Source organism: Actinocatenispora sera, from assembly GCF_018324685.1.
Classification (GTDB): domain Bacteria; phylum Actinomycetota; class Actinomycetes; order Mycobacteriales; family Micromonosporaceae; genus Actinocatenispora; species Actinocatenispora sera.
Genome location: NZ_AP023354.1, coordinates 1,549,236 through 1,572,525, shown reverse-complemented (window position 1 = coordinate 1,572,525; position 23,290 = coordinate 1,549,236). Strand labels below are relative to the sequence as shown.

Annotated in this window: 22 protein-coding genes; 14 read left to right on the top strand and 8 right to left on the bottom strand. The window is 72.6% G+C overall.

What is annotated here, in order from left to right:
- Window positions 1-94: 94 nt before the first annotated feature.
- A complete protein-coding gene (locus tag Asera_RS07485; protein ID WP_244844157.1) occupies window positions 95-1,231 on the bottom strand; it encodes a VLRF1 family aeRF1-type release factor in 1,137 nt (378 codons plus the stop codon).
- A 308-nt stretch (window positions 1,232-1,539) separates the two neighbouring features.
- Here Asera_RS07485 and Asera_RS07480 point away from each other — a divergent pair, with 308 nt between their 5' ends.
- From Asera_RS07480 to Asera_RS07470, 3 genes are all read left to right on the top strand, one after another.
- Window positions 1,540-1,788 carry a TM2 domain-containing protein gene (locus Asera_RS07480; RefSeq protein ID WP_035297508.1) on the top strand — a complete coding sequence of 83 codons (249 nt, stop codon included), beginning with the start codon at window positions 1,540-1,542 and terminating at the stop codon, window positions 1,786-1,788.
- Between the two features lie 120 nt (window positions 1,789-1,908).
- Window positions 1,909-2,331, top strand: coding sequence for a helix-turn-helix domain-containing protein (locus Asera_RS07475; protein ID WP_030447683.1), 423 nt, complete (start codon window positions 1,909-1,911; stop codon window positions 2,329-2,331).
- Window positions 2,332-2,382: 51 nt separating this feature from the next.
- Window positions 2,383-2,781: a VOC family protein gene (locus Asera_RS07470; RefSeq protein WP_244843776.1), complete on the top strand. Its 399-nt coding sequence runs from the start codon at window positions 2,383-2,385 to the stop codon at window positions 2,779-2,781.
- 132 nt (window positions 2,782-2,913) lie between these two features.
- Here Asera_RS07470 and Asera_RS07465 read toward each other — a convergent pair whose 3' ends face one another.
- Window positions 2,914-4,152 carry an ROK family transcriptional regulator gene (locus Asera_RS07465; RefSeq protein WP_030447681.1) on the bottom strand — a complete coding sequence of 413 codons (1,239 nt, stop codon included), beginning with the start codon at window positions 4,150-4,152 and terminating at the stop codon, window positions 2,914-2,916.
- A 215-nt stretch (window positions 4,153-4,367) separates the two neighbouring features.
- Here Asera_RS07465 and Asera_RS07460 point away from each other — a divergent pair, with 215 nt between their 5' ends.
- On the top strand, window positions 4,368-6,164 hold the full coding sequence (locus Asera_RS07460; protein ID WP_244843775.1) for an RICIN domain-containing protein: 1,797 nt from the start codon (window positions 4,368-4,370) through the stop codon (window positions 6,162-6,164).
- A 258-nt stretch (window positions 6,165-6,422) separates the two neighbouring features.
- Entirely contained in the window at window positions 6,423-7,121 is a 699-nt protein-coding gene (locus tag Asera_RS07455) for an HAD family hydrolase (protein ID WP_030447679.1), read from the top strand.
- Here Asera_RS07455 and Asera_RS07450 read toward each other — a convergent pair whose 3' ends face one another.
- From Asera_RS07450 to Asera_RS07440, 3 genes are read right to left on the bottom strand one after another with little or no spacing between them, the layout of a single operon-like run.
- Window positions 7,122-7,343 (bottom strand): hypothetical protein, encoded by a 222-nt coding sequence (locus tag Asera_RS07450; RefSeq protein WP_030447678.1) that lies wholly within the window; start codon window positions 7,341-7,343, stop codon window positions 7,122-7,124. It abuts the gene before it with no gap.
- Complete coding sequence (locus Asera_RS07445; protein WP_157034967.1) at window positions 7,340-7,513, bottom strand: hypothetical protein; 174 nt, start codon at window positions 7,511-7,513, stop codon at window positions 7,340-7,342. The genes Asera_RS07450 and Asera_RS07445 overlap by 4 nt, the downstream gene beginning before the upstream one ends.
- A complete protein-coding gene (locus Asera_RS07440) occupies window positions 7,504-7,839 on the bottom strand; it encodes a hypothetical protein (protein ID WP_157034966.1) in 336 nt (111 codons plus the stop codon). The genes Asera_RS07445 and Asera_RS07440 overlap by 10 nt, the downstream gene beginning before the upstream one ends.
- Before the next feature lie 437 nt (window positions 7,840-8,276).
- On the opposite strand from Asera_RS07440, the gene Asera_RS07435 reads away from it, so the two are divergent.
- The 3 genes from Asera_RS07435 to Asera_RS07425 all read left to right on the top strand — a co-directional run bounded on the left by Asera_RS07435 (window position 8,277) and on the right by Asera_RS07425 (window position 10,298).
- Window positions 8,277-9,140, top strand: coding sequence for a helix-turn-helix domain-containing protein (locus Asera_RS07435; protein WP_030447676.1), 864 nt, complete (start codon window positions 8,277-8,279; stop codon window positions 9,138-9,140).
- Window positions 9,137-9,328, top strand: a complete 192-nt coding sequence (locus Asera_RS07430; protein ID WP_030447675.1) for a DUF397 domain-containing protein — start codon at window positions 9,137-9,139, stop codon at window positions 9,326-9,328. The genes Asera_RS07435 and Asera_RS07430 overlap by 4 nt, the downstream gene beginning before the upstream one ends.
- Window positions 9,329-9,548: 220 nt before the next feature.
- Window positions 9,549-10,298: a PE-PPE domain-containing protein gene (locus Asera_RS07425; RefSeq protein ID WP_030447674.1), complete on the top strand. Its 750-nt coding sequence runs from the start codon at window positions 9,549-9,551 to the stop codon at window positions 10,296-10,298.
- 6 nt (window positions 10,299-10,304) lie between these two features.
- Here the strand turns inward: Asera_RS07425 and Asera_RS07420 are convergent, their stop codons facing one another.
- The gene (locus Asera_RS07420; protein WP_030447673.1) at window positions 10,305-10,760 is read right to left on the bottom strand and encodes a winged helix-turn-helix transcriptional regulator; all 456 of its coding nucleotides are present in this window, start codon (window positions 10,758-10,760) and stop codon (window positions 10,305-10,307) included.
- Between the two features lie 84 nt (window positions 10,761-10,844).
- On the opposite strand from Asera_RS07420, the gene Asera_RS07415 reads away from it, so the two are divergent.
- A complete protein-coding gene (locus tag Asera_RS07415; protein ID WP_084132092.1) occupies window positions 10,845-12,095 on the top strand; it encodes an MFS transporter in 1,251 nt (416 codons plus the stop codon).
- Here Asera_RS07415 and Asera_RS07410 read toward each other — a convergent pair.
- Entirely contained in the window at window positions 12,061-12,690 is a 630-nt protein-coding gene (locus tag Asera_RS07410) for a maleylpyruvate isomerase N-terminal domain-containing protein (protein WP_157034965.1), read from the bottom strand. The genes Asera_RS07415 and Asera_RS07410 overlap by 35 nt on opposite strands.
- 97 nt (window positions 12,691-12,787) lie before the next feature.
- Window positions 12,788-13,027 (bottom strand): hypothetical protein, encoded by a 240-nt coding sequence (locus Asera_RS07405; RefSeq protein ID WP_157034964.1) that lies wholly within the window; start codon window positions 13,025-13,027, stop codon window positions 12,788-12,790.
- A gap of 2 nt (window positions 13,028-13,029) precedes the next feature.
- Between Asera_RS07405 and Asera_RS07400 the strand changes: the two genes are divergently transcribed.
- The 5 genes from Asera_RS07400 (at window position 13,030) to Asera_RS07380 (ending at window position 23,237) form a co-directional block, all read left to right on the top strand.
- The gene (locus Asera_RS07400) at window positions 13,030-15,933 is read left to right on the top strand and encodes an ATP-binding protein (RefSeq protein ID WP_030447670.1); all 2,904 of its coding nucleotides are present in this window, start codon (window positions 13,030-13,032) and stop codon (window positions 15,931-15,933) included.
- 344 nt (window positions 15,934-16,277) lie between these two features.
- The gene (locus Asera_RS07395) at window positions 16,278-18,539 is read left to right on the top strand and encodes a hypothetical protein (RefSeq protein WP_157034963.1); all 2,262 of its coding nucleotides are present in this window, start codon (window positions 16,278-16,280) and stop codon (window positions 18,537-18,539) included.
- An 11-nt stretch (window positions 18,540-18,550) separates the two neighbouring features.
- On the top strand, window positions 18,551-19,741 hold the full coding sequence (locus Asera_RS07390; RefSeq protein WP_030447668.1) for a S53 family peptidase: 1,191 nt from the start codon (window positions 18,551-18,553) through the stop codon (window positions 19,739-19,741).
- Window positions 19,742-19,749: 8 nt separating this feature from the next.
- Window positions 19,750-21,015, top strand: a complete 1,266-nt coding sequence (locus tag Asera_RS07385; protein WP_157034962.1) for a beta propeller repeat protein — start codon at window positions 19,750-19,752, stop codon at window positions 21,013-21,015.
- The gene (locus tag Asera_RS07380; protein ID WP_030447666.1) at window positions 21,015-23,237 is read left to right on the top strand and encodes a carboxypeptidase regulatory-like domain-containing protein; all 2,223 of its coding nucleotides are present in this window, start codon (window positions 21,015-21,017) and stop codon (window positions 23,235-23,237) included. Before Asera_RS07385 ends, Asera_RS07380 begins: the two co-directional genes overlap by 1 nt.
- Window positions 23,238-23,290 lie beyond the last annotated feature (53 nt).

Below are 23,290 nucleotides of genomic sequence, written 5' to 3'. Positions count from 1 at the left end.
CGGGGCGGTGGCCCAGCCGCCGGCCGGACGGGTGGTCGTCGCGGGTCCGGTCGTTCAGCAGCCGAGAGTCCCGTTCACCGCACCGGGACAGGGATCACCAGCGGAGCAGGGCGGCGATGCCGTCGCGGTCGGCGAGCTCGGCGGCCGCAGCGCCCTCGAGCAGGGTGACGGCGCCGCCCCGGGACAGCGCCAGTTCGACCATGCCCTCGGCAAGTTCGCTCGCGGTGCCCTCGCCGGCGAGCAGTACCGCGGTGGGCGGGGCGCCGGCGTCGACGGCGTCCTCGGGGCTCCAGCCGCCGGCCGCGTCGAGCAGCAGCCGTTCGACCCGGCCGTCCTGCAGCATCGACACCGTGTCGGCGAGCCCGAGCACCCCGTTGCCGCCGGCGCGGGCCAGGTCGGCCACCCGCTGTACCGCGGCCGCCTCGCGCCGGGTGCGCGCCTCGGTCAGCGTGGGGGTGACGAAGTCGAGCACCTCGGTCGGGGTCAGGTCCGGGTCCAGGACGGCGTCGAGCTCGGTCCGGTCCCGGTCTGGCGGCAGGGCTTCGGCGAGGATGCGGGTCAGCCGCGGGTCGCCCACCAGTACCAGGGTCTGCCAGCCGCGCTGCTGCGCGTGCTCGCCGACGGTGCCGGCGGCATGCCGCAGGTACTTGGCGAGGTGTTCCTCGACCCGCTGCGCGTACCGGTCGGGGTGGATGCCGGCGCGCGACAGGGTGGGCACGTCGGAGCGCGGCTCGCCGGACGTGGTGGCGCCGGGCAGGTTGAACGAGACGGAGTTCAGCTCCTCGGCGACACCGTAGCGGCAGTCGAACAGCCGCACACCGTCCCGGCCGACGCGGGCGACGCCGGCCGGCGCGGCCGGTTCGATCGCGGCGAGCAGCGGCCACAGGTACGCGTTCGACTCGACGACGGCGACGTCGCCGACGGGCCGCTGGATCCAGGCGGTCTGCAGCGCGTCGCCGCCGAGCTGCGCGAACATCATCCGGCCGAGTCCGGCCTCGGTCGGATCGAGAAGATCGGCGATCGGCTGTTCCAGCTCGTCCAGCCTCGCCTCGGCGCGAGCGGCCCAGTCCCGGTCGGCGTGCTCGGCGAGGTCCCGGCGCAGCGCGCTGAGCGTGCTGCGCATCCGGGTCTGCCCTACCGCCGACCCCGGTTCGACCGTGGCGTACAGCGAGAGCACGCCGATCTCGTCGTCGAACGCCGCCAGGCGGCTCAGGTCGGCCGCCTCGAACATGTCCACGTCGCCTCCCCGAAAGCGCGGGTACCTCTCCAGGATCGGCGCGGGCGGGTGCCGGCACCGGCAAACGGCCGAAAACACCGGATGTCGGGTACCGCTGCTCGCAGTCGACCCGGGTCGGCTGCCCACGCGTACTTCCGGGTACAGCCGGCGTGCGCGAGCGGATCGTCGTGCTGTCCGTAGACCTGCCCGGGATATGACTCTGTGATGCCTTCCGGCGGACGTTGTGTGTGTTGACGCTGTGTGTACCCTGTGCCATCTCCCGGCGCGGTGCCGGGCGATTCGACCCCTGAAGGGATACATCGATGGATCAGGCAACGCAGACGCCGCAGGCTACCCCCTCGGCCGCCCCCGCGACGGCCGGCACCAAGTCGGTCGGCGTCGCGTACCTGCTGTGGTTCTTCTTCGGCTTCCTCGGCGTGCACCAGTTCTACCTGGGCAAGACCGGCCGCGGCGTCAGCTACATCTTCACCCTCGGCTGGGTGGGCATCGGCCTGCTGATCGACCTGTTCACGCTGCCGAGCCAGGTTCGCAAGGCCAACGGCGAGCAGTAGGCACGCCTCGCGGTGGCGCGTGATCCTGGGGCAGCGCGCCACCGTCCGCAACATCGACGACCACCCGCCGCACCGACGCGACGATCGCCCGCCCACCGCCGGGGATGGTGTGATGGGGTGGTGAGTCGGGAGAACGAGCGGCGCAACCTGGCGATGCTGCGGGCCCGGGACGCGATGGACGCGCACTACGCGGAACCGTTGGACATCCCGACGCTGGCCCGGATCGCGCACGTCTCGGCGCCGCACTTCATCCGCACCTTCCGCGCGGTGTTCGGCGAGACGCCGCACCGGTACCTGCAACGGCGCCGGGTCGAGCGGGCGATGTTCCTGCTGCGGGAGTCCGATCGCAGCATCACCGAGGTCTGCTTCGAGGTCGGCTTCGCCAGCCTCGGTACGTTCAGCCGCACCTTCCGCGAGATCACCGGCGAGCCGCCCAGCGCGTACCGCCGGCGGTCGGCACCGATCGACGTACCGGGCTGCTTCGCCCGGTCGTGGCTGCGACCGAGTCGTTTTGGAGAAGTACGCGGGGCGGATCGTCGGTAGCGTCGGCAGAACTCGACACACCGTTACGGGAGGGTTCCGATGCTCAACGCGATGACGATCTCGGAGATCTACGTGCTGGACCAGGACGAGGCGCTCGACTTCTACGTCGGCAAGCTCGGCCTGGAGGTGAAGACCGACGCCGACCTCGGGTTCATGCGCTGGCTGACGGTCAACGTGCCCGGCCAGCCCGACCGCGAGCTGCTGCTGGTCAAGCCCGGCCCGCCGGCGCACGACGAGGCCACCGCGGCGCAGCTGCGGGAGCTGGTCACCAAGGGCGCCATGGGCGTCACGATCTTCACCACCGAGGACGTCCGGAAGACGCACGCGACGCTGCGGGAGCGCGGCGTGGACATCACCGAGGAGCCGGTGGAGCGCGACTACGGCACCGACTTCGGCCTGCGCGATCCGTTCGGCAACCCGCTGCGGATCGGCCAGCTCTCCGCCCGCTGACCTCCTGGCTCGGCACCCGGGCGCGGAAGCTCGCGCACGCCCGGGGCCTCGCCCCCGGACCAGCACCACGCATCCGGCCGGACCGACGGCAAGCGGCAGGGGTCCGTCGGATCCTGACCGGCGGCGCGGCGGTCAGGGGATCGGGACGGCGAAGCTGGCGGGATCGGTGAAGACGTCGTCCAGGACGGTCTCGGCGGCGCCGCGGGCGGCGGCGGTGAACCCGAGCCGGGACAGCCGGACGTCGCAGCCACCGGCGTGCGGCGCGAGTACCCGTCCGGTGACCTCGGCGCGGACCCGGGACAGCAGCGCCTCGCCGAGGTGGCTGAAGTAGCCGCCGAGCACCACCACCGCGGGGTCCAGCACGTTGACCAGCAGCCCGAGCCCGAGACCGAGGTCGGCGGCGATCCGGTCGATCGCCCGGATCGTACGGGCGTCGCCGGCGGCCGCCCGCGCGGTGCCGAGCGCGAGCCGCTCCTCCAGATCACGGTGCTGGTCGCGGAGCGGGTCGGTGGCGTCGGCCGCGTACGACAGGAAGGTGCCGAGGCCGACCATCGTCTCGAAGCAGCCGCGCTGGCCGCACGGGCAGGCGGCGCCGCGCGGGTCGAGCGGCATGTGGCCGAGCTCGCCGGCGGCGTGGGCGGCGCCGAGGACCAGCGTGTCGTCCACGACGATGCCGCCGGCGACCCCGACCTCGCCGGTGAGGTACAGCAGGCTCGGTACGTGTGCCACCCGGTGCTCGGCGACGGTGCCGAGGCGGGCGTCGTTGTCCACCCGTACCGGCGGGGCGTCCGGGCCGAGGCGGTCGGCCAGCTCGGCGGCGACCGGTACGCCGGACCAGCCGAGGTTGGTGGCGAGCCGGACGACGCCGGTGTCCCGGTCGACGTGGCCGGGCGTGGCGACGGTGACCCCGGTGACCGCGGTACCGGTGGCGCGCAGTGCGGTGAGCGCGGCGGCGACGAGATCGGCGGCGAGGTCGAGGGTGGCGTGGTGGTCCCGCCGGTCCTGCTCGACCGGTGCCCGGTCGTCGAGCACCACGTCGCCGGGCAGGTCGAGGGCGATGACCCGGATGTAGTTGACGCTGATCTCGACGCCGAGCCCGCAGCGGGCGCCGGTGCGCAGCGCGACGGCCTGGTGCGGCCGGCCGATGCCGCCGGCCCGGCGCCGCTCGTCGTCGGTGACCAGGCCGAGCTCGACGAGCTCGCCGACGAGCTTGGACACGGTGGAGTTGGGCAGGCCGAGGTCGCGGGAGATCTCGGTCCGGGACCGGGCGCCGCGGCGCAGGTGGCGCAGCACCACGCTGACGTTGTTGCGCCGGATCGCACCGCGGGCGGCGGCGTCGCCGCTGCCCGTACCGCTGCCTGCCGTGAGCACGGCACCTCCACGGTGTGTCGTTGGTGTCCTTTGCTCTGCTTCCGGATAGGAAGCGGAGCTGCTTCCCATGAGTAAGCAGAGCAAAGGCTCAGGGTATTGACCCTGGGCGAGTTAGTTATAACCTTAGCGAAAATAAATCGTACGGATCGGGACTTGTCCCCGTACGGCCACCGTCGGCCGCGCGACGACAGCCCGTTGGCCGGAAGGAGCCAACCGTGCCCCTCTCCCGACAGACCCGACGACGCGCGCTGGCGGCGCCGGTGGCGGTCGCCGCCGCCGCACTGACCGTCGCCGCCGGCCTCGGCACGCCCGCGGCGGCCGACCAGCCCGCGCAGTACACCGTCACGATCGGTTCGACCGGCGTCTACCGGTACCCGACGGACACGCCGGCGAGCGCGTTCATCGACAGCGACGGCACGTTCCACTTCCAGCAGTCGGCGGCGCTCTACGGCGCCAACGACCCGCGGTACTGGGAGTTCTACACCGGTACCGACTTCGACCACGCGAGCCGGGACGCCAGCCTGTCCGACGCGGTGAACCCGGACAACCCGGCCGACGCCAACAACGACACCACCTGGCGCTGCAACAACAGCCCGACCGGCACGGAGTCGACGTACGCACCGGCCGGCTCCGGGTACGCGCAGAAGAACTACTGCGACCTGGTCGGTACCTGGGTCGACCCGGACACCGGCGACTGGTACGGCATCGTGCACAACGAGTTCACCCCGGAGCCGTTCGGCGCGTACTCGTTCTCGCACTACGACGCGCTGGACTACACGGTCTCGCACGACCACGGGAAGACGTGGAGCATCGAGGGCCACGCGGTCACCTCCCCGTACAGTACGAAGCGCGGTGACACGACCGCGTTCCCGAACCAGTCCTTCTACTACGGCGACGGCGATCCGCGGCTGTTCGTCGACCCCGCCTCCGGCTACTTCTACCTGTACTACGGCTCCCGGGTCGTACCGAAGAAGGGCGCCGGCGGCGCGGACGTCGACCTGCAACACGTTGCGCGGGCGCCGATCTCGGGCAAGATGGCCACCGGCACGTGGCGAAAGTGGTACGACGGGCACTGGTCGCAGCCCGGCGTCGGCGGCAGGGAAAGCAACATGGTGCCGGTCGATGGGGACAACCCGAACGGCTACACGCCGCCGGACCGGGACTACGACCCGGCCAACACCGGCAACCCGACCCAGCAGGTGGCGGACGGAAAGCTGCCGCCGAAGTCGAAGCTGTTCGTGATGAACATCGTCTACGACGCCTACCTCGGCCTCTACATCGGCGAGCCGGAGCGCACCAGCGGCCCGGAGCCGCAACGGTTCTACGCCACCGACGACCTGAGCACGCAGAAGTGGCGGCTGATCGGCGACTCCGGCGACTACACCTCCGAGTCCTGGTACCGCTGGATCGTCGACAGCGCAACGCTGACCGGCACCACGATCGTCGGCAGGGACTTCCGGTCGTACTGCTCGATCGCCTGCAACCACTCCGACGGCGAGTACGCCAACGTCACGATCGACACGACCGCGCCGGCGCAGGCACCGGTACGGGCCGGCACGAGCTACCGGATCGCCAGCGGTACCGGCCGGGTGCTCGCCACCGAGGGCCGGAGCACCGGGACGGTCGCGCTGCCGGCGGACACCCGCAGCGCCCACGCCGACTGGCGGTTCGTCGCCGCCGGGGACGGCTCGTACCAGGTGATCGACTCGTCCGGGCGGGCGCTCGGCGTGGACGCGACGAGCCAGGCCGGCCGGGCCTGGGGCACCGAACCGACCGTCACCGCGGTCGGCGCCGGCGGCCCGAGCACCGGGCAGCAGTGGTGGATCGTGCCCAACCGCACCGATCCCAGCACGTACCGGCTCGTCAACCGGTACAGCGGGCTGGTGCTGGGAATGTCCGGCCGGCAGGCGGCGACCACTCCCCTGCGTACCTGGACCAACGACACCGGCAGCCCGGTCGGCGCCCACCACAGCGCCGCCGAGCAGACCGTCGCGTTCCGTCCCACCCACTGACCAGCGCGACCGGCCGGCGCACCACAGCGCGGCTCCGGGATGTCCGCCGTACCGCGGTCCCGGCGCCCGCTGCCGGCGCGGGCCGGGCGTTTGCCGGCGCCGCGCCGTCGGGTCGCCCGGCCCGGATCACCGCCGGTACGCGGGTACGGCAGACTCGATCCGACACGAGGTCGGCGTGGCCGACGAACCGCACCCCACCGGTACCAGCTCCAACCGCGGTTCGGGTGCTGGCCTCCGGGGCAGGATCGAGGTGATGCGATGTTGGTGCTGTGGGACATCGACCACACGCTGCTGGATGCGGGCCCGGCCGGCCGGGACGCGTACGCGGCGACGTTCCAGGAGATCGCCGGCCGCCCGCTGAGCGCGCCGTGGCTGTTCGACGGGCGTACCGAGCTCGCGGCCGCGACCGAGGTGTTGCAGGCGCACGGCATCGACCCGGCCGGCGGCACGCTCGACCGGTTCCTCGACCGCCTCGTCACGCAGTTCCGCGCGTACGCGGGCGACATCGCCACGCAGGGTCGGGCGCTACCCGGTGCTGCGGCGGCGCTGGCCGCGGTCGGGGCGCTGCACGGCGTGCACCAGTCGGTGCTGACCGGCAACCTGTACCCGCTCGCGGTGTTGAAGCTGGCCGCGTTCGGGCTGACCGACCACCTCGACCTCCGGCTCGGCGCCTACGGCGGCGACGCGTACGAGCGCACCGACCTACCGGCGCACGCGTTCGCCCGGGTCGAACGCCAGCTCGGTCGTCCGCACCGCCCCGAGGACACCGTGATCGTCGGTGACACCCTGCGCGACGTCGCCACCGCCCGGGCCGCCGGCGCCCGGATCGTCGCCGTGGCAACCGGATCGGTCGGCGCCGACGCGCTGGCCGCGGCGGGTGCCGACGTCGTACTGGCCGACCTCGCCGACACCGCCGCCACCGTCCACGCCATCACCGGCCGCCACAGCGCGGGCTAGCTACGGGTCGGGCCAGATCGGGTCGGGGAGCTTGCGCAGCTGGTCGAGCGGAACGTCCTGGTCGCAGTGCCACTGCGTCAGATCGGCGTGGATCAGGTAGCCGCCGAGGTGCACCCACCCCAGGGTTCGGCTGTCCGACACCGAAAGCACCCGGTACGGCCGGTCCGACACGTACGCCGGCAGCGCGATCAGGTCACCGACCCGCGGCCGGTATCCGGTCACGACCGGTCACCGCCCTCGATGCGGCGCACCACCGCGGGATCGACCCGCCACACCCGCCCGCTGGTACTGGTGATCTCGACCAGGTGCTCGTTCCGCAGATACGCCTCGGCGACGGTGACGACGGGAGCACGCTGCCCGATCAGGATCCGGTCGCCGGGGATCACGACCATGACGCACCAGCCTTGTCCGCCAACGGAACCCGGGCCCGGCCGACCGCGAGCCCGGTCACCCGACGCGCACGGGTCGGTAGCCCAGTCACCCGACGCGCGTCGACCGGGGGGCCGTCGGGGCGAAGAGAGCCCCGCCGCAGACGGTCGGCGCGGATGCGGTCGGCCAGCGCCGTGGCCGCCGCGTACGGGTCGGCGGGCCGGGTGCGCGGCCGGCGGTGCCGCACGGCGATCGGGGCGAGCAGGTACGTCGCGAGGGCAACGATGCCCGCCGCGTCGAGGGCGCACACGACCTCGATGGCCACCCGGTACAGCGCGAGGGTGCTCATCGCCACCACCCGGCCGGGTCGATCGGGCGGTCGGCGACCTCGTCCCGCCAGCCGTCGATGCGGGTGCGCAGCCGCCGGCACGCGCCCGCGATAGTCTTCAGCAGCTCCATCGGTTCTCCAAGGGTTCGATGGGGCGGGGGCGCGGTGCGGCCGGCAAGCAGGCACCGCGCCCCCACTCTCTTCTCCTCGACCCACCGGGTACGGCGGCGGGCCACCTGCGACGAAGCGACGCGCACCGGGATCGGCGCGTCACCGTCCGTCGTCGGCAAACAGCAGTATTGCCGCATCATGGCTGTTGATGCAACGAGTCATGTGAACTCGTATGCGAACATCGGTTAGATGGAGAAACAGAATGTGTTGCGTCGTGACACATCATCGTGTGTCATAGCGGTGCAGACCGGTGTGTCACGGCGACACGGGGAAGGGAGGCCGAGGCAGTGATCGACAGCGATACGGGGTCGACCGTTCCGCGCTGGCGACTGGGCCGTGAGCTGGGAAAACTCCGCGAACAGAGCGGGCTGAAGACCGCGCAGATCGAGGCGCGCACCGGTTTCAGCAGGTCGAAGATCTACCGGATGGAAACGGGAAAGTCGCCGAGCCGCCGCGCGGACGTCGAAATTCTCTGCCAGATTTATCGGGCCCCGGCGCGTCTCACCAAGGCGCTGACCGCGCTGGCCACCGAAACGACCAAGACCGGCTGGTGGCACTCGTACGGAGACGTCATCCCGGAATGGTTCGAGCTGTTCGCGGGGATGGAGGCCTACGCGGAGAGCATGGACATCTACGAGCCCGAACTCGTCACCGGCCTGCTGCAGACCCACGACTACGCGGCCGAGATCATGCGTACGGCCGAGGCCGACGGTGACGACGAGGAGATCGAGCGACACGTCGATCTGCGCCTCACCCGCCAGGCGCGGCTGAATGACGACGACGCACCGACCCTGCACGTCATCCTGAACGAGGCCGTGATTCGCCGACCGGTCGGCGGCGGCGCCATCATGGCCGAACAACTCCGCCACCTCGTCGACGCCAGCCAACGGGAAAACGTGTCTGTGCGACTGTTGCCCTTCTCGGCGGGTGCGCACGCGGCCATGATGGCCGGATTCACATACATGCGGTTTCCGCAACGAGCAATATCCGATGTCATCTACCACGAGACGCGAACCGGCGGCTTGTACCTCGACAAGGCAACGCAACGAAAGCCGTACCGGCAGATGTGGCGGGACATCTACGACCGGGCGTTGGACGCTGATGCCAGCCGAGACATGATGATCAAGGTAGCGAAGGAGTACGCCCCATGACCGATCTGAGTGGCGCCGTGTGGCGCAAGAGCAGTCGATCCGGTAACTCCGGCGGTCAATGCGTCGAGGTGGCGGGCAATCTGCCTGGCGTCGTTGCCATCCGGGACAGCAAGGACCCGGACGGCCCGGCACTGGTGGTCCACCCGACCGCGTTCCGCGCGTTCACCGACACCGTGAAGTCGCACTGATCACGGCGGTCGTCGAACGAGCGTCCGCGTCGGCAGGACACGGAAAAGGCGGGTATCCATCCCCGCCAGTACAAACGTAGCTCGGGGGCGGGGACTTTGCGGCAAGGCCGATCCGCTGCCGGCTTTTGTACGATTTCAGCGGGATGTCATCGGTGCCCCCTAGCGTCGGGCTGCCACGGTGCTCGCCGCGGCCGTACCGGATCGCAGGAAGAGGGATGGCATGAAACCACGCGCGCTTCGTCGACTCGCGGCCTCGGTGGGCGCCGCCGCGGCGATGCTCGTCGCCGGCGGAGTCTTCGCCACCGCGGCGCACGCCAGCGGGATCGACCACTACTACGTCGAGATCGGCGGTACCGGTGCGGCGCAGCCCGCGTCGAAGGGCTGCACGTCCAGCTACTGGGCGGCGAACGCGACGCTGCCGGCCGGCAGCAAGGCGGTCGGGGTCTGCTACCCGGCGACGGCCGGCCCGTGGGTCGGCGGGGTCACCGCGCCGAGCTACGAGGCCAGCGTGCACCAGGGGCACACCGCGGCCCTGGCGCTGGTGAAGCGGCTGCGCGCGCAGCACCCCGGCGCGCGGATCACGATCACCGGGTACTCGCAGGGCGCCCAGATCGGTGACCAGGTGCTACAGGCCGTCGCGGCCGGCTCGTTCGTCCCGCACGGCCAGGTCGACGGCATGCTCTACGCCGACCCGATGCAGCCCGGTACCGGGATCTGGGGCCACCTGTTCCCGAAGGGGGTCAGCCTGCTCGGGTTCACCTCGACCGGCGCCGGGCCGACCGACTTCAACGGGATCCCGGTCCGCCGGTTCTGCATTCACACCGACGGGATCTGCGACGCCACCTCGATCCAGGGCATCGGCGGCTACTTCGTGCAGCACCCGACCTACCCGAAGCACATCATCGGTGACACGCTCCGGTTCGACGGCCAGAGCGGCATCCGCTGGTACCCCGAGGGCGCCGGCAACTGAGCCGCGTCAGGGCCTGCGCACGGTCGTGGTGTCGGGGTCGGCGACGGTGCCGCGCGAGGTGGTGGGCCGCAGCTCGGGAATCGGTCGATCGCGCTGGTCGACCAGGACGGAACGGGCCTCGTCCGGGCCGAACGCGTGCCGCTCGCCCCACTGCCGCAGCGCGACGACGACGGTGAACAGGTCGCGCCCGGCCGGGGTGAGCAGGTAGACCGGCCGCTTCCCGGACGGGGCCGGCCGCCGGTCGAGCACGCCGTTGGCCGTCAGCCGGCGCAGCCGGTCGGTGAGGATGTTGCGGGCGATGCCGGTGCGCTGCTGGAAGTCGGTGAACGAGCGCGCACCGTCCATCGCGTCGCGGACGACGAGCAGGCTCCACCGGTCGCCCACCAGGTCGAGGGTGCGGGCGACCGGGCAGGTCGGGTCGGTCCAGGCCGGGTCCGCGGCGCCGACCTTTGGGTGGGCCATCACACCTCCGCAAAGAGTTGCTGATTGAAATCATCTTGCCGTACGTTCCGAACAGTTGCAAACTGCTACTGTTTGGGAGGGCGGATGGGGCTCACCATCGGCCGCCGGCTGCTGTTCGCAGCGACCTGCGCCGGCGCCGTCGCGACCGTGTACGCGGCCCAGCCGGTACTCGCCGAGATCGGTGCCGACCTGCGGGTGCCGGACGCCGAACTGGGCTGGATCGTCACCGCCGGCCAGCTCGGCTACCTGGCCGGGCTCGCGCTGCTGGTTCCGTTGGGGGACCTGGTCGACCGGCGCCGGCTGATCACGACCCAGCTGGTACTGGCCGCCGCCGGCGTGGCGGTCGCGGCAGTCGCCACCCGTGCCTGGCTGCTGCTCGCCGGGGTGGGCCTCGCCGGGCTGTTCGCGGTCGTCGTCCAGACGACCGTCGCGTACGCCGCCGCGCTGGCCACCCCGGCCGACCGCGGCCGCACCCTCGGTACGGTGACCGCCGGCGTCGTCGTCGGCATCCTCGGCGCCCGGGTGGCCGCCGGCGCACTCGCGGCGGTGGCCGGCTGGCGCAGCGTCTACCTCGCGCTCGCCACGCTGCTGCTCGCCCTGGCGTACCTGGTCCGACGACTGCTGCCGGCGGACCCGCGCGCCGAGCCCGCCTCGTACCGGGCGGTGCTCGCCTCGCTCGGCGGGCTGTTCCGGGAACGGCTGTTCGTCACGCGCGGGCTGGTCGCGCTGTTCCTCTTCGCCTCGTTCGGCACCCTGTGGAGCGGCCTCGCGCTGCCGCTCGCCGCACCCCCGTGGCGGCTGGGTACGGCACAGATCGGGCTGTTCGGCATCGCCGGGCTGGCCGGCGCGCTCGGCGCCGCACGGGCCGGGCGCTGGGCCGACCGCGGCCTCGCCGGCCCCGTCACCGGCGGCGCGCTCGCCCTGCTCACCGGCTCCTGGCTCGCCCTCGGCCAGGCGTCATGGTCGCTGTGGCTGGTCGGCGCCGGCGTGCTGGCCCTCGACTTCGCCGTCCAGGTCGTCCACGTCGGCAACCAGCACGCGCTGACCGCGGCCCACCCGGACCGCACCAGCACCGTCGTCGGCGGATACATGATCTTCTACTCGCTCGGCTCGGCGCTCGGCGCGGCGGCCACCACCACCGCGTACGCGAGCGCCGGCTGGCGCGGCTCCAGCATCCTCGGCGCCGCCTTCGCCGGCTGCGCCGTCCTGGCCTGGTTGGCCGGCAGGGCCCGGTCGGCCGGCGGCCCGGCCGGCAGGGTCCGGTCGGCCGGTGGCCGGAAGGCCGCCGGGCCGGTCGCGGTCAGCTGCGCACCGAGGAGTCCCACCGCCAGCTGACACCGCGGGTTTCCGGGGTACGGCCGGTGGCGGCGAGCAGGTCGTGCCAGGGGTCGTCGGTACGGGTCACGGCCGGGAAGATGCGGTCGAGCACCCGGCCGACGACCGCCTCGTCGGGCCGGTAGCCGACCTCGTGCGTCCGCAGGATGTCCCACGCGTGCAGCACGGTCTCGGTGATCCCCATCGCGGCGAGCCCGGTCGCGTCGGGGTTGCCGTACGGGTGCCAGCCGATCCGGTCCGCCGGGGCCGTCGCGACAACCGCGACGAGCAGCCCGCCGACCGCGTCCAGGCACTCGCAGATCGCCCGGGTGCCACCGTCCTCCTCGGGCCAGAACATGAACGGCGGCCCGTCTGGCCGCGGCTGCATCGGCTCGACCAGCGGCGTGTACGAGTCGCCGTGGCCGCGCTCGCCGGACAGCTGCATGGCGTAACCGCCGAGGTCGTCGAGGATGTGCGCAGCGGTCTCCCGGCAGGACCAGTCCAGGTCGGCGGCCGGGCGTTCCCAGCCGTCGTCGGGGATCAGGGCGAAACGATCGATGACGGCCTGCACGGTGTCCCGGACATCGGCGGCGGGTTGCGGCAGTTCGGTCGGCATGGGCCGGAGGGTAGTCAGCCCGGCCGTGCGGGACGATCGGATTTCCCCGGACAGTCCCGGCCCGCCACCGCACGGGTTGTTGCGCGCAGCCGCGTCGTCAGCCGGATGGGCGTTCGCGCAGACCCGGCCGACCACCGTGAACCAGCGGCTCGGCCGCGTCGCCGCGCTCGCGCTGCACCGCACCGGTGCCCGGTCCGGCGATCGCACGCCGCGGGCGGAACGCAGGTTCCGGGCCATCGCGGCAGGCAGTCGCCATCGTCGATGCGTTGAGGCCGGTAGCCGGGTGGTGCAGAATACGGACGCCGAGGTGCGCGGGCGGATTCGTGGCGGTGGACACGCATGGTCGATCGGGCTGACAGTCGCGAGGACGGCCAGCTGATCGCGCCCGTACCCCGCTTCGTCGGCCGGGCCCGTGAACTGGCCGTGCTGGCCGAGACGCTCGGTACGCCGACCGCGCTGGTCCTGCTGGAGGGCGAGGCGGGGATCGGCAAGAGCCGGCTGGTGCAGGCGCTCGTGGAGACCGGCAGCTACCGGATGCTGGTGGCCAGCGCGCCGCCCTACCGCCAGCCGTACACGCTGGGTTCGGTGGTGGACGCGGTCCGGCAGGCGGTGGTCGAGGTGGCCGGGCTGGGGCTGAGCCCGCTGGCGGGTGCGCTGCGCCCGCTGTTCCCGGAGTGGGCCGCGGACCTGCCGCCCGCACTGGAACCCGCGGAGGACCAGCTCGCGGCGCGGCACCGGCTGTTCCGGGCGCTGGCCGAACTGCTGTCGAAGCTGCGGGTGGACGTCCTGGTCACCGAGGACGTGCACTGGTCGGACGAGGCGACCCTGGAGTTCCTGCTGTTCCTGGCGGCACAGCGGGAGCTGCCGATGGCCATGCTGCTGACCTACCGGCCGGAGGACGTGGCCGCCGGCTCGCTGCTGCCGCGGCTGTCGTCCCGCTCGCCGACCGGCCGTACCGTGCATCGCGTCTCGCTCGGCCCGCTGGACGTCGCCGGTACCGCCGAGCTGGTGTCCTCGATGCTGGCCGACGGGCAGGTGTCGGCGGCGTTCGCCACCTTCCTGCACGAACGCACCGACGGCGTGCCGCTGGCCATCGAGGAGTCGGTACGGCTGCTGCGGGAGCGGGCCGACCTGGTGCACCGGCGCGGCGAGTGGGTGCGGCGCAGCCTCGACGACATCCACGTGCCGCCGACCATCCGCGACGCGGTCCTGGAGCGCGTACGCCGGCTCGCTGCGGACCCGCGCGCGGTGCTGCGGGCGGCGGCGGTACTGGCCGAGCCGAGCCGGCCCGACGCGCTGCTGGCGACCGCCGGACTGCCGGCGGACGGTACGGACTGGTGGGCGGCGCTGGATTCCCGGCTGTTGCAGGGCGACGCCGCCGGGCTGATCGGCTTCCGGCACGCGCTCGCCGCCCGCGCGGTGTACGAGGCGATCCCGGCCGGCGAGCTGCGCGCCCTGCACACGCGTGCCCGCCGGTACCTGGAGGGGCAGGCGCCACCGCCGGCCGCCGCCCTGGCCCGGCACTGCCGGGCCGCCGGCGACACCGCACGCTGGTGCCGGTACGCAGAGCTGGCCGCCGCGGCGGCGCTGCGGGCCGGGGACGACGCCGGCGCGGTCGCGTTGCTGTTCGAGCTGCTCTCCGGCGCGGACCTTGGCGCCGACACGGTGCTGCACCTGGTGGAGCAGCTGCCGCTGGCGGTACTGGACGGTGCCCGGGTCGCCGACCTCACCCGCATCCTGCGGCACGCCATCGACGCCGGCACGCTGGACCGGCCGGGCACCGCCCGCGTTCGGTACACGCTGGGCGTCATTCTCGACATGATGGGCGAGCACGACGCCAGCCGGGCGGAGCTGAAGGCCGCGATACCGGATCTGCCGTTCGGCTCGTCCCAGTCGGTGCAGGCGATGCTGCTGCTCGGCTGGGCCCGCGGGACCTCCTGGCCGCGCGACGCGCACCTGTACTGGCTGCGCCGCGCCGCCGAGGCGACCCGGCAGCTGCCGCCGGCGGACCGGTACCGGATGGACACCCAGCGCGCGGTCGGCCTGCTGCAGCTCGGTGACGACGAGGGGTGGACGGTCGCCGCGGGGGTGCCGGATGCGACCGAGACGCTGGAGCAGCGCCAGGTCACCATGCTGCACGGCCTCAACGTCGGCGACTCCGAGATGCGCTGGGGCAGGTACCGGGATGCCCGCCGCCACCTGGACCAGGTGGTGGAGCTCGCGCAGGCGCACCGGTACGAGCGGCTCGGCGACGTGGGCCGGTCCACCCGCGCGCACCTCGACCTGTACGAGGGACGCTGGTCCGGGCTGGCCGAGCTGGCGGCGGGCCTCGCGGACGCCGACGACCAGCAGCCGGTGGCGCGGTTGGAGAGCGCGCTCGTCGCCGCGCTGGCCCGGGGGCTGACCGGCGCACGAACCGCCGCCGAGCCGGCGCTGCTGGCGGTGCTCGACGAGTTGCGCGAGCGCGGTGCCGTGGACGGCATGGGCGAACCCGCCGGCATGCTCGCCCGCTGGTGGCTGGCCGACGGCCGGGTCGCCGACGCACTGCGGGTGACCGAGGAGCCGGTGCGCCTGCTCGCCCACAAGCAGGTCTGGCTGTGGGCCATCGACGTGGTACCAGCCCGGGTCGACGCGCTGGTCGCGGCGGACCGCGGTGAATCGGCCGCCCGCCTGGTCGCCGAGTACGAGGCGGGCACCGCCGGGCTGGCCGCACCCACGGTGCGGGCGAGCCTGGCGCTGTCCCGGGCGTTCCTGGCCGCGGGCGGGTCGGCGCCACCGGCGGCGGTGGCGGCCCTGTTCGCCGAGGCCGCGGCGGCCTGGCGGGCACTGCCCCGGCCGTACGAGGCGCTGCTGGCCGGCGAGCGGCAGGCGCGGTGGCTGCTGGCGGCGGGCGACCGGCAGGCGGCGCTGACCCTGCTCGGCACGGTGCTGCGGGAACTGACCGAGCTGGGCGCGGCGACCGACGCCGACCGGGTCGCCCAGATCATGCGCGAGCACGGGGCGCCGGCCGCGGTCTGGCGCGGCGGCACCCGAGGGTACGGCGACCAGCTCTCGCCGCGCGAGCTGGACGTGGTCCGCCTGGTGATCGCCGGCCGGACGAACCGCGAGATCGCCGCCACGCTGCACCGCTCGCCGAAGACGGTGGGTACCCAGCTGGGCTCGGCGATGCGCAAGCTCAAGGTCGCCACCCGTACCTCCCTCGCCGTCGCCGCCCTCGCGGCCGGCGTCACCGCCGCGGACTGACCGGACACTCCGCCCTCGCGGCCGGCGTCACCGCCGCGGACCGACCGGACACTCCGGCACCGCCGGCGGCCCCGTTCCCGGCCAGCCGCGCGTTCTCAGCCAGCCGGCCGTGGCCCTTCGCGCGCCTGGAAGCGGCCGTGTTTCAGGCGTCTGCCTGATCGCTAGCCACCACCCTCCCCGCACAGACTGGCCCTGTTTGGCAGCCGCTCTCGCCAGAGAGGACCGATGGACGCATCGCCGAATCCCGAGCCGGAGGAGCCCGACGCCGAGAGCGCCGACGGGCAGAACGACGTCGAACCGGCCGACGACGAGTACGAGCCGCTGTGACCCGGAAGGAGAAGCGAATGCGATTGTCTCGACTGCTCGTGGCGAGTGCGGCCGCGATCGTGGCCGTGGGCGTCACCGTGTCGGGGGTGGTGTCCGCGACCGGCGGTACCGCCGCACCACCCGCCGGTGCGCCGATCCACGTGGTCGACCCGCCCGCCGCACCGGCCGCGGCGCCCGCCCCCGTCGCACCGACGGAGGTCACGTTGGTGACCGGTGACCGGGTACGGGTGGACGGCCAGACCGTGACACCGCTGAATGCGGGGCCGCCGATGGTGCGGTTCACCTGGGGCGGCGACGCCTACGCGGTACCGGCCGCGGCCGTGCAGTACCTGGGTTCGACGCTGGACGTGCGACTGTTCGACGTCAGCTACCTCGCCCGCACCGGCGGCAGCGTGCCGGTGACGGTGCAGACCACCGGAACCGCGGCGCCGCTGGCGGCGGGTACCTCGACGCTGAGCGCGACGGCCCACCGGATCGGATCCAAGATCAAGTCCGGGAAGCTGACCGGGGTCAAGAAGATCCGCCTCGCGCACAAGGCGGGCACCGCCGCGTTGCCGGCCGCTCCGGCCGTCGCCGCGCCGACCGGCAGCGGGCTGGCGTACGAGACGCTGACCGTCGACGCGGTCGACCGCAACGGCGCCGCGGCGCAGGGCGTCGTCCTCGTCCAGAACGTGGACGACTCGTCGCTCGCCCTGATCCTGTCCGCGATCGACGGCTCGGCCAGCTTCAGCGTGCCCGAAGGGACCTACAGCGTCGTGGCGGACCTGCTCACGCCCGGCGACAACAGCACCTGGGACGGGGCTCTGGTGGCCGAGCCGCAGGTCTCGGTGACGCGGGACCGTACGGTCAACCTGGACGCCCGCCCCGCCAAACCGTACCGGCCGGCGCTCGACCCGTCGCTGACCACGCCGGACACCCAGGTGGACGAGATCGGCGTCACCCGCACCGGGGTGCACGGCGACGCGGCGACCGCCAGCGGCGCCTACTTCGGGCTGCTGAGCCTCACTCCCGACCCGATCCCCGGGTTCCGGCCGTCCGCGCTGTACTCGGCGCAGAGCGGCACGGTGACCGAGGGCTCGTTCGACTTCGATGCGGTGACCCAGCTGATGGACTCGCCCTGGTCCGGCGCGATGCAGAGCGGCCCGTCGTACCTGTTGAGCTTCCCGCACGCCGGGTCCGTCCCGGCCGGGGTGAACACCACCCTGAGTGCGACCGACCTGACGACCGTGGACGACGACCTGTACAGCCAGCCCGGCGCAGCGCCCGACGGTTACCTGGAGTTCACCGTCTCGGAGCCGTGGGGTTACTCGGCGAAACGCAACATCGCCGTGGCCACCGGCGATCGCACCGACTTCTGGTACACCTCGGCGCCCGACGTTGACCGGTGGCGAATCAGGGCCGACAGCTCTGACAATTTCAGTCGACAAAGCACCTTCCTGACCGCGCGGCACGGCGGGCACATCCACCAGAGCTGGAACGTCGGGCCGTTGGTCCCGTCACCGGTCGCGCAGACGGTCCAGTCGCTCCTTGACTTCAACGGCGACAGTCCGTCGACGCCGGTCTCGCCGTACACGACGATGTGTCCGGCCTGCCGGCAGGACGACAACGTAACCCTGTTCCTGGCGTTCGGCGACTCGGACCCGACGCACTCCTCGCCGGTGCCCGAATACCTGGCCCCGTCCAGGATCCGGTTCACCCGCAACGGCACGCTGGCCTGGTCCTCGGACCACCTGTCGACCGGCAGCGTCAAGCCCTACTCGATACCCCTGCCGATGCTTCATCAGCCGGCGAACTACACGCTCGACTGGACCATCGGCAACGGCACGGGGAGCGGCGATCCGGCAGCGACCACCGACACGCACTGGGCGTTTACTTCCAAACCCGATGCTGTCACCGATCTGCCCGCCGGCGAGCAGTGCGCGCCGGATGCCAACCGCGGCTGCGCCGCCCTGCCTCTGCTGTTCATCAACTACCAGCTCGCGCTGAACCACCAGTCGCAGGCGGCCCCGGGTACGCCGTTCACCGTCTCGTTCTCGGTCAAGCACCAGCAGGGCGCGCCCGCCGCGACCGGGCTCGGCGCCACCGTGTCCGTCTCGTACGACGACGGGAAGACCTGGAGCGACCCGAAGGGCGCGCAGGCCGACGGCGGCGGGAAGTTCAGCCTGGCGATACAGCACCCGGACAGCCCCGGGTACGTGTCGCTGCGGGTCGACGCGCACGACGGCGCCGGCAACACCGTGCGGCAGACCGTGATCCACGCGTACCAGCTGGCGAGCTAGGAGGAGGAGCCATGACCAGATCGAGACCCGCCATGCTCGTGGCGGCCCTGGCGGCCGTGCTGGGCCTCGCGGTGGTACTGCCCGCCAGCGCCCAGCCGGCGCGGGACGCCGACACCGGCGTCGCCACCCACCGCGCCTGCGCAACCCCCGCGGCCGGAAAGCACCGGGCGGCCTGCCTGGCACTGCTGGACACCGCCGCGGACGGCACGGCGCTGTCCCGCGCGGACGCGGCGCCGCTGCACCCGTTCACCGCGGCCGACATCCAGTCCGCGTACCAGCTGCCGTCGGCGCTGCTGGGCGCGCGGCAGACGGTCGCGATCGTCGACGCGTACGACGATCCGACCGCCGAGGCCGACCTGGCCGTCTACCGGGCGGCCAACCACCTGCCGGCGTGCGACGCCGACTTCCCCTGCTTCCGCAAGGTCGACCAGCGCGGCGGCACCGACTACCCGGCACCGGACGACGGTTGGGCGGTCGAGGAGTCGCTGGACCTCGACATGGTGTCGGCGGCGTGCCCGAACTGCCACATCCTGCTCGTCGAGGCCGACGACCCGTCGTTCGACAACCTCGGCGCGGCGGTGGACGAGGCGGTGGCGCTCGGTGCCACGGTCGTGTCGAACAGCTACGGTGGCCCGGAGGGCAACGGGGAGCAGGACTACCAGGCGCACTACGACCATCCGGGCGTCGCGATCACGGTGTCCTCGGGCGACACCGGGTTCGGCGTCCAGGTGCCGGCGGCGTTCCCGACCGTGACCGCGGTCGGCGGTACCACCCTGTTCCAGGACGGCAGCGCCCGTGGCTGGGGCGAGACCGCGTGGGCGGGGGCCGGCTCCGGCTGCTCGGCCTACCTCGCGAAGCCCAAGTGGCAGAAGGATCGCCTGTGCCACAAGCGAACCGTCGCCGACGTCGCGGCCGTGGCGGACCCCAGCACCCCGGTTGCCGTGTACGACACCGACAACGAGCCCGGCTGGCTCGCGGCCGGCGGTACCAGCGTCGCGGCCCCGATCGTGGCGGGCGTGTACGCGCTCGCCGGCAACGCCACCACGGTCACCAACGCCTACCCGTACTCACACTCCCGCGCCTTGTTCGATGTCGTCGGCGGGAGCAACGGCTCGTGCGGCGGCGGCTACCTGTGCCAGGCGGTGCCTGGCTACGACGGCCCGACCGGACTGGGCAGCCCCCACGGCATCGGCGCGTTCTAGGAGGATCGATGCGAACACTGACAGGACGCAGAACGACCGTGCTGGCCACGGTGCTGGCCACGGCCGCGGTGACCGCGGTCGCCGGACCGGCGGCGGCGCAACCCGCACATCCCACCCGGCAATGCACTCCGAGCTGGTCGATCGTGCAGGCGCCGGCGATGCCACCGGCCTTCCACGACTACCTCGGCGACCATTACGGCCAGGGCGTGGTCGCCCCGGTCTCGGCGGGCAACGTCTGGTTCCCGTCCTACCTGTCGCAGAACGCCGTGCCGGAAGAGACCTGGATGCCGCGGTGGAACGGCAGTTCACTGACCACCGCCCCGACGGTACCGAAGCCGACACCGGCGTTCGAGGACGTGGGAGGGGCGTCCTTCGACTCCGCCTCCGACGGCTGGATCGTCGGCAACAGCTACATCGTGACCACCGCAGGCACGTACAACTGGATCCCGGAACCGACCGCGGCGCACTGGCAGAACGGCCGTTGGACGACCGTGCCGCTGGCACCGTCGTCCGACCCCAACGAGACGTCTGCCCAGCCGAATGCCGTCGTCTCGGTCAGCCCCACGGACGCGTGGGCCGTCGGCGCGCAGCGGACGTCGGACGGCGGCGCGGTCGGCGCGCTGGTCGAGCACTGGGACGGCACCGCGTGGGACACCGTGCCCAACCCGGCCGCCAGCACCGACGGCGCGCAGCTCATGAAGGTGCAGGCCGTGTCCGCCCGGGACATCTGGGCAGCGGGGTTCGCCGGTGGTGGGTCCAGCCCGTGGGCCCCGTTGGTCGAACACTACGACGGGACGAGCTGGACCAGGGTCGACGTGCCCGCAGCGTCGACTCCCTCCGCGTTTTTCGGGCTGAGCGTCAGCAGCTCCACCGACATCTGGGCGGTGGGCGACCAGACGATGGCCGGCACCAGCGACACGGCCGTGCCTCTCGTCGAGCACTTCGACGGTACGTCGTGGAAAGTGGTCGATGACCTGCCGGACATCGGCAACGCCAAGCTGACCGGCGTCTACGCGGCCTCCCCGACCGACGTGTGGGCCACCGAACAGGTGCCGGAGCACACCAGCATGCAGCTGCTGCACTACGACGGTTCCAGCTGGACGCAGGTGCCCTATCCCGGCAGTGCGGAGTACAACGCCTACCCCTGGGCGATGGACATCGGCGGCACCGGCCCGGACGACGTGTGGGTCCTCGGTGGCGTCACCACCAACTACACCGACCCCGAGTGGCGCATCCAGTTGCGGATCGCGCACCTGAGCTGCGGAGGGAAGTGATGATGAGAATCCGCATCCTGGTACTGGCGCTCGTCGCCGGCGCCCTTGCCATCCCGGCGGTCGCGAGTGCCGCGCCACCGGCCGCATCCCCGGTGAGCGTCCGGCACGCCTGCTCGGACCCCCGCCCCGGCTACGCCTCCTGCCAGGCACTGGTACGGACGAACGTGGTGCGGCCCAAGGGAATCCAGCACGCCACCGCCCCGGCCGGGTACGGTCCGGCGGACCTGACCGCCGCCTACGACCTGCCGGCGGCGACGACCACGGCAACGGTCGCGATCGTCGACGCGTACGACTCACCGAACGCCGAGGCCGACCTGGCCACCTACCGCGCCCAGTACGGGCTGCCCGCCTGCACGACCGCCAACGGCTGCTTCCGCAAGGTCGACCAGCGCGGCGGGACGAGCTACCCGGCGCCGACCAGCGACTGGGCCGGCGAGATCGCCCTGGACGTCGACATGGTCTCGGCGGTCTGCCCCAGCTGCCACATCCTGCTCGTCGAGTCCGACGATGCGGAGATGGACAACCTGGGTACGGCGGTGGACGAGGCCGTGACGCTCGGCGCGAAGTACGTGTCGAACAGCTGGGCCGGCAGCGAGAGCTCGGATGAGCAGAGCTACGACCACTACTTCGACCATCCGGGCGTGGCGATCACCGCCGCCACCGGCGACTGGGGCTACGGCGTGTACTACCCGGCGGCCTCCCCGAACGTGACCGCGGTGGGCGGCACCACGCTGCTCCGGGACGGCTCCGCCCGCGGCTGGTCGGAGTCGGCCTGGAGCCTCGCCGGGAGCGGCTGCTCGGCGTACGAGCCCAAACCGGCATGGCAGGCCGATTCCGGCTGCGCGAACCGGGCCGAGGCGGACGTGTCCGCGGTCTCCGACCCGAACACCCCGCTCGCCGTCTACAACGGCGGCTGGATGATGTACGGCGGCACCAGCGCGGCGACCCCGATCATCGCCTCGGTGTACGCGCTGGCGGGCACGCCGCAGGCCGGCACCAACCCGGCCCGGTACCCGTACGACGATCAGCTCGCCGACCCGACCGCGCTCAACGACGCGGTGGGCGGCAGCAACGGCAACTGCTCGCCGGCGTACCTGTGCACCGGCGCCGCCGGCTACGACGGGCCGACCGGGCTGGGCACGCCGAACGGCACGGCCGGGTTCGCCTACCGGCAGCCCGGCACCGTGGCCGGCACCGTCACCTCCGGCGGCGCACCGGTACCGGACGCCTCCGTCGCGGTCGCCGGCCGGCGCACCACCACCGACGCCCAGGGCCGGTACACGCTGGGACTGCCCGCCGGGTCGTTCCAGCTCACCGTGGACAAGTACGGGTACCTGTCCCAGAGCACGCCCGTCACGGTGACCGCCGGTTCGACCACCAGCCTCGACGTGACGCTCACCGCGCACGCCACGGCCACGATCGCCGGTACCGTCACCGATGGCTCCGGGCATGGCTGGGCGCTCGCCGCGACGGTCACCGCCGACGACGGTACCGACCATCCCGTGACCGCCACCACCGACTCGTCCGGGCACTACTCCCTGCGGGTCCTGACCGACACCAGCTACACGCTGCGGGTCGAGGCGACGGTGCCCGGCTACCTGGCCGAAACGAAGAAGGTCGCGGTCACCACCGCCGACGTGGACCTCGACGTGGCGCTCCTGATCGACCAGGACGCCTGCACCGCACCGGGCTACCAGCCGGTCGAATCCGGGACGACACAGCCGTTCTCGGGCCGGTCGGCGCCGTCGGGCTGGAGCGTCGCCAACACCGACCCGCACTACCCCGGGTACACCGCGAAGCCCGGCTGGCAGTTCACCGATCCGGGCAACCGCACCAACACCACGGGCGGTACGGGCGGCTTCGCGATCGTCGACTCCGACCACAGCGGCGCCCTGCACGTGCAGGACACCGTACTGACCGGGCCCGTCACCGATATGTCCACAGTGGACAATCCGACGATCCGGTTCTCGTCGGATCTCGTCCCCGCCGTCAACTCCACCGCAGCGGTCGACGTCTCCGTCGACGGCGGAACCACCTGGCACACCGTGTGGAGCAGTACCGGCATGCACGGCCCGCACGGCACCGCCATGGTCGTGGTCCCGGTGCCGGCGGCGGTGCACCAGCACGCGGTCGCCTTCCGCTTCCACTACACCGGAAGCTGGTCGAAGTGGTGGGAGGTCGACGACGTCTTCGTCGGAAGCCGAACCTGCCAGGCGGTCTGACCATCGAGGTTGCCTGGTCCGGGGCGCTGGCTCCGTGACCCGGCGACCCGGGG

Coding starts and splice junctions, on each gene's coding strand:
- Asera_RS07445 (WP_157034967.1), bottom strand. CDS start 7,513: ATGGTCGTGATCCCCGGCGACCGGATCCTGATCGGGCAGCGTGCTCCC.
- Asera_RS07410 (WP_157034965.1), bottom strand. CDS start 12,690: ATGCCGACCGAACTGCCGCAACCCGCCGCCGATGTCCGGGACACCGTG.
- Asera_RS07455 (WP_030447679.1), top strand. CDS start 6,423: ATGTTGGTGCTGTGGGACATCGACCACACGCTGCTGGATGCGGGCCCG.
- Asera_RS07485 (WP_244844157.1), bottom strand. CDS start 1,231: ATGTTCGAGGCGGCCGACCTGAGCCGCCTGGCGGCGTTCGACGACGAG.
- Asera_RS07480 (WP_035297508.1), top strand. CDS start 1,540: ATGGATCAGGCAACGCAGACGCCGCAGGCTACCCCCTCGGCCGCCCCC.
- Asera_RS07470 (WP_244843776.1), top strand. CDS start 2,383: ATGACGATCTCGGAGATCTACGTGCTGGACCAGGACGAGGCGCTCGAC.
- Asera_RS07430 (WP_030447675.1), top strand. CDS start 9,137: ATGACCGATCTGAGTGGCGCCGTGTGGCGCAAGAGCAGTCGATCCGGT.
- Asera_RS07400 (WP_030447670.1), top strand. CDS start 13,030: ATGGTCGATCGGGCTGACAGTCGCGAGGACGGCCAGCTGATCGCGCCC.
- Asera_RS07395 (WP_157034963.1), top strand. CDS start 16,278: ATGCGATTGTCTCGACTGCTCGTGGCGAGTGCGGCCGCGATCGTGGCC.
- Asera_RS07385 (WP_157034962.1), top strand. CDS start 19,750: ATGCGAACACTGACAGGACGCAGAACGACCGTGCTGGCCACGGTGCTG.
- Asera_RS07420 (WP_030447673.1), bottom strand. CDS start 10,760: ATGGCCCACCCAAAGGTCGGCGCCGCGGACCCGGCCTGGACCGACCCG.
- Asera_RS07415 (WP_084132092.1), top strand. CDS start 10,845: ATGGGGCTCACCATCGGCCGCCGGCTGCTGTTCGCAGCGACCTGCGCC.
- Asera_RS07390 (WP_030447668.1), top strand. CDS start 18,551: ATGACCAGATCGAGACCCGCCATGCTCGTGGCGGCCCTGGCGGCCGTG.
- Asera_RS07440 (WP_157034966.1), bottom strand. CDS start 7,839: ATGAGCACCCTCGCGCTGTACCGGGTGGCCATCGAGGTCGTGTGCGCC.
- Asera_RS07380 (WP_030447666.1), top strand. CDS start 21,015: ATGATGAGAATCCGCATCCTGGTACTGGCGCTCGTCGCCGGCGCCCTT.
- Asera_RS07425 (WP_030447674.1), top strand. CDS start 9,549: ATGAAACCACGCGCGCTTCGTCGACTCGCGGCCTCGGTGGGCGCCGCC.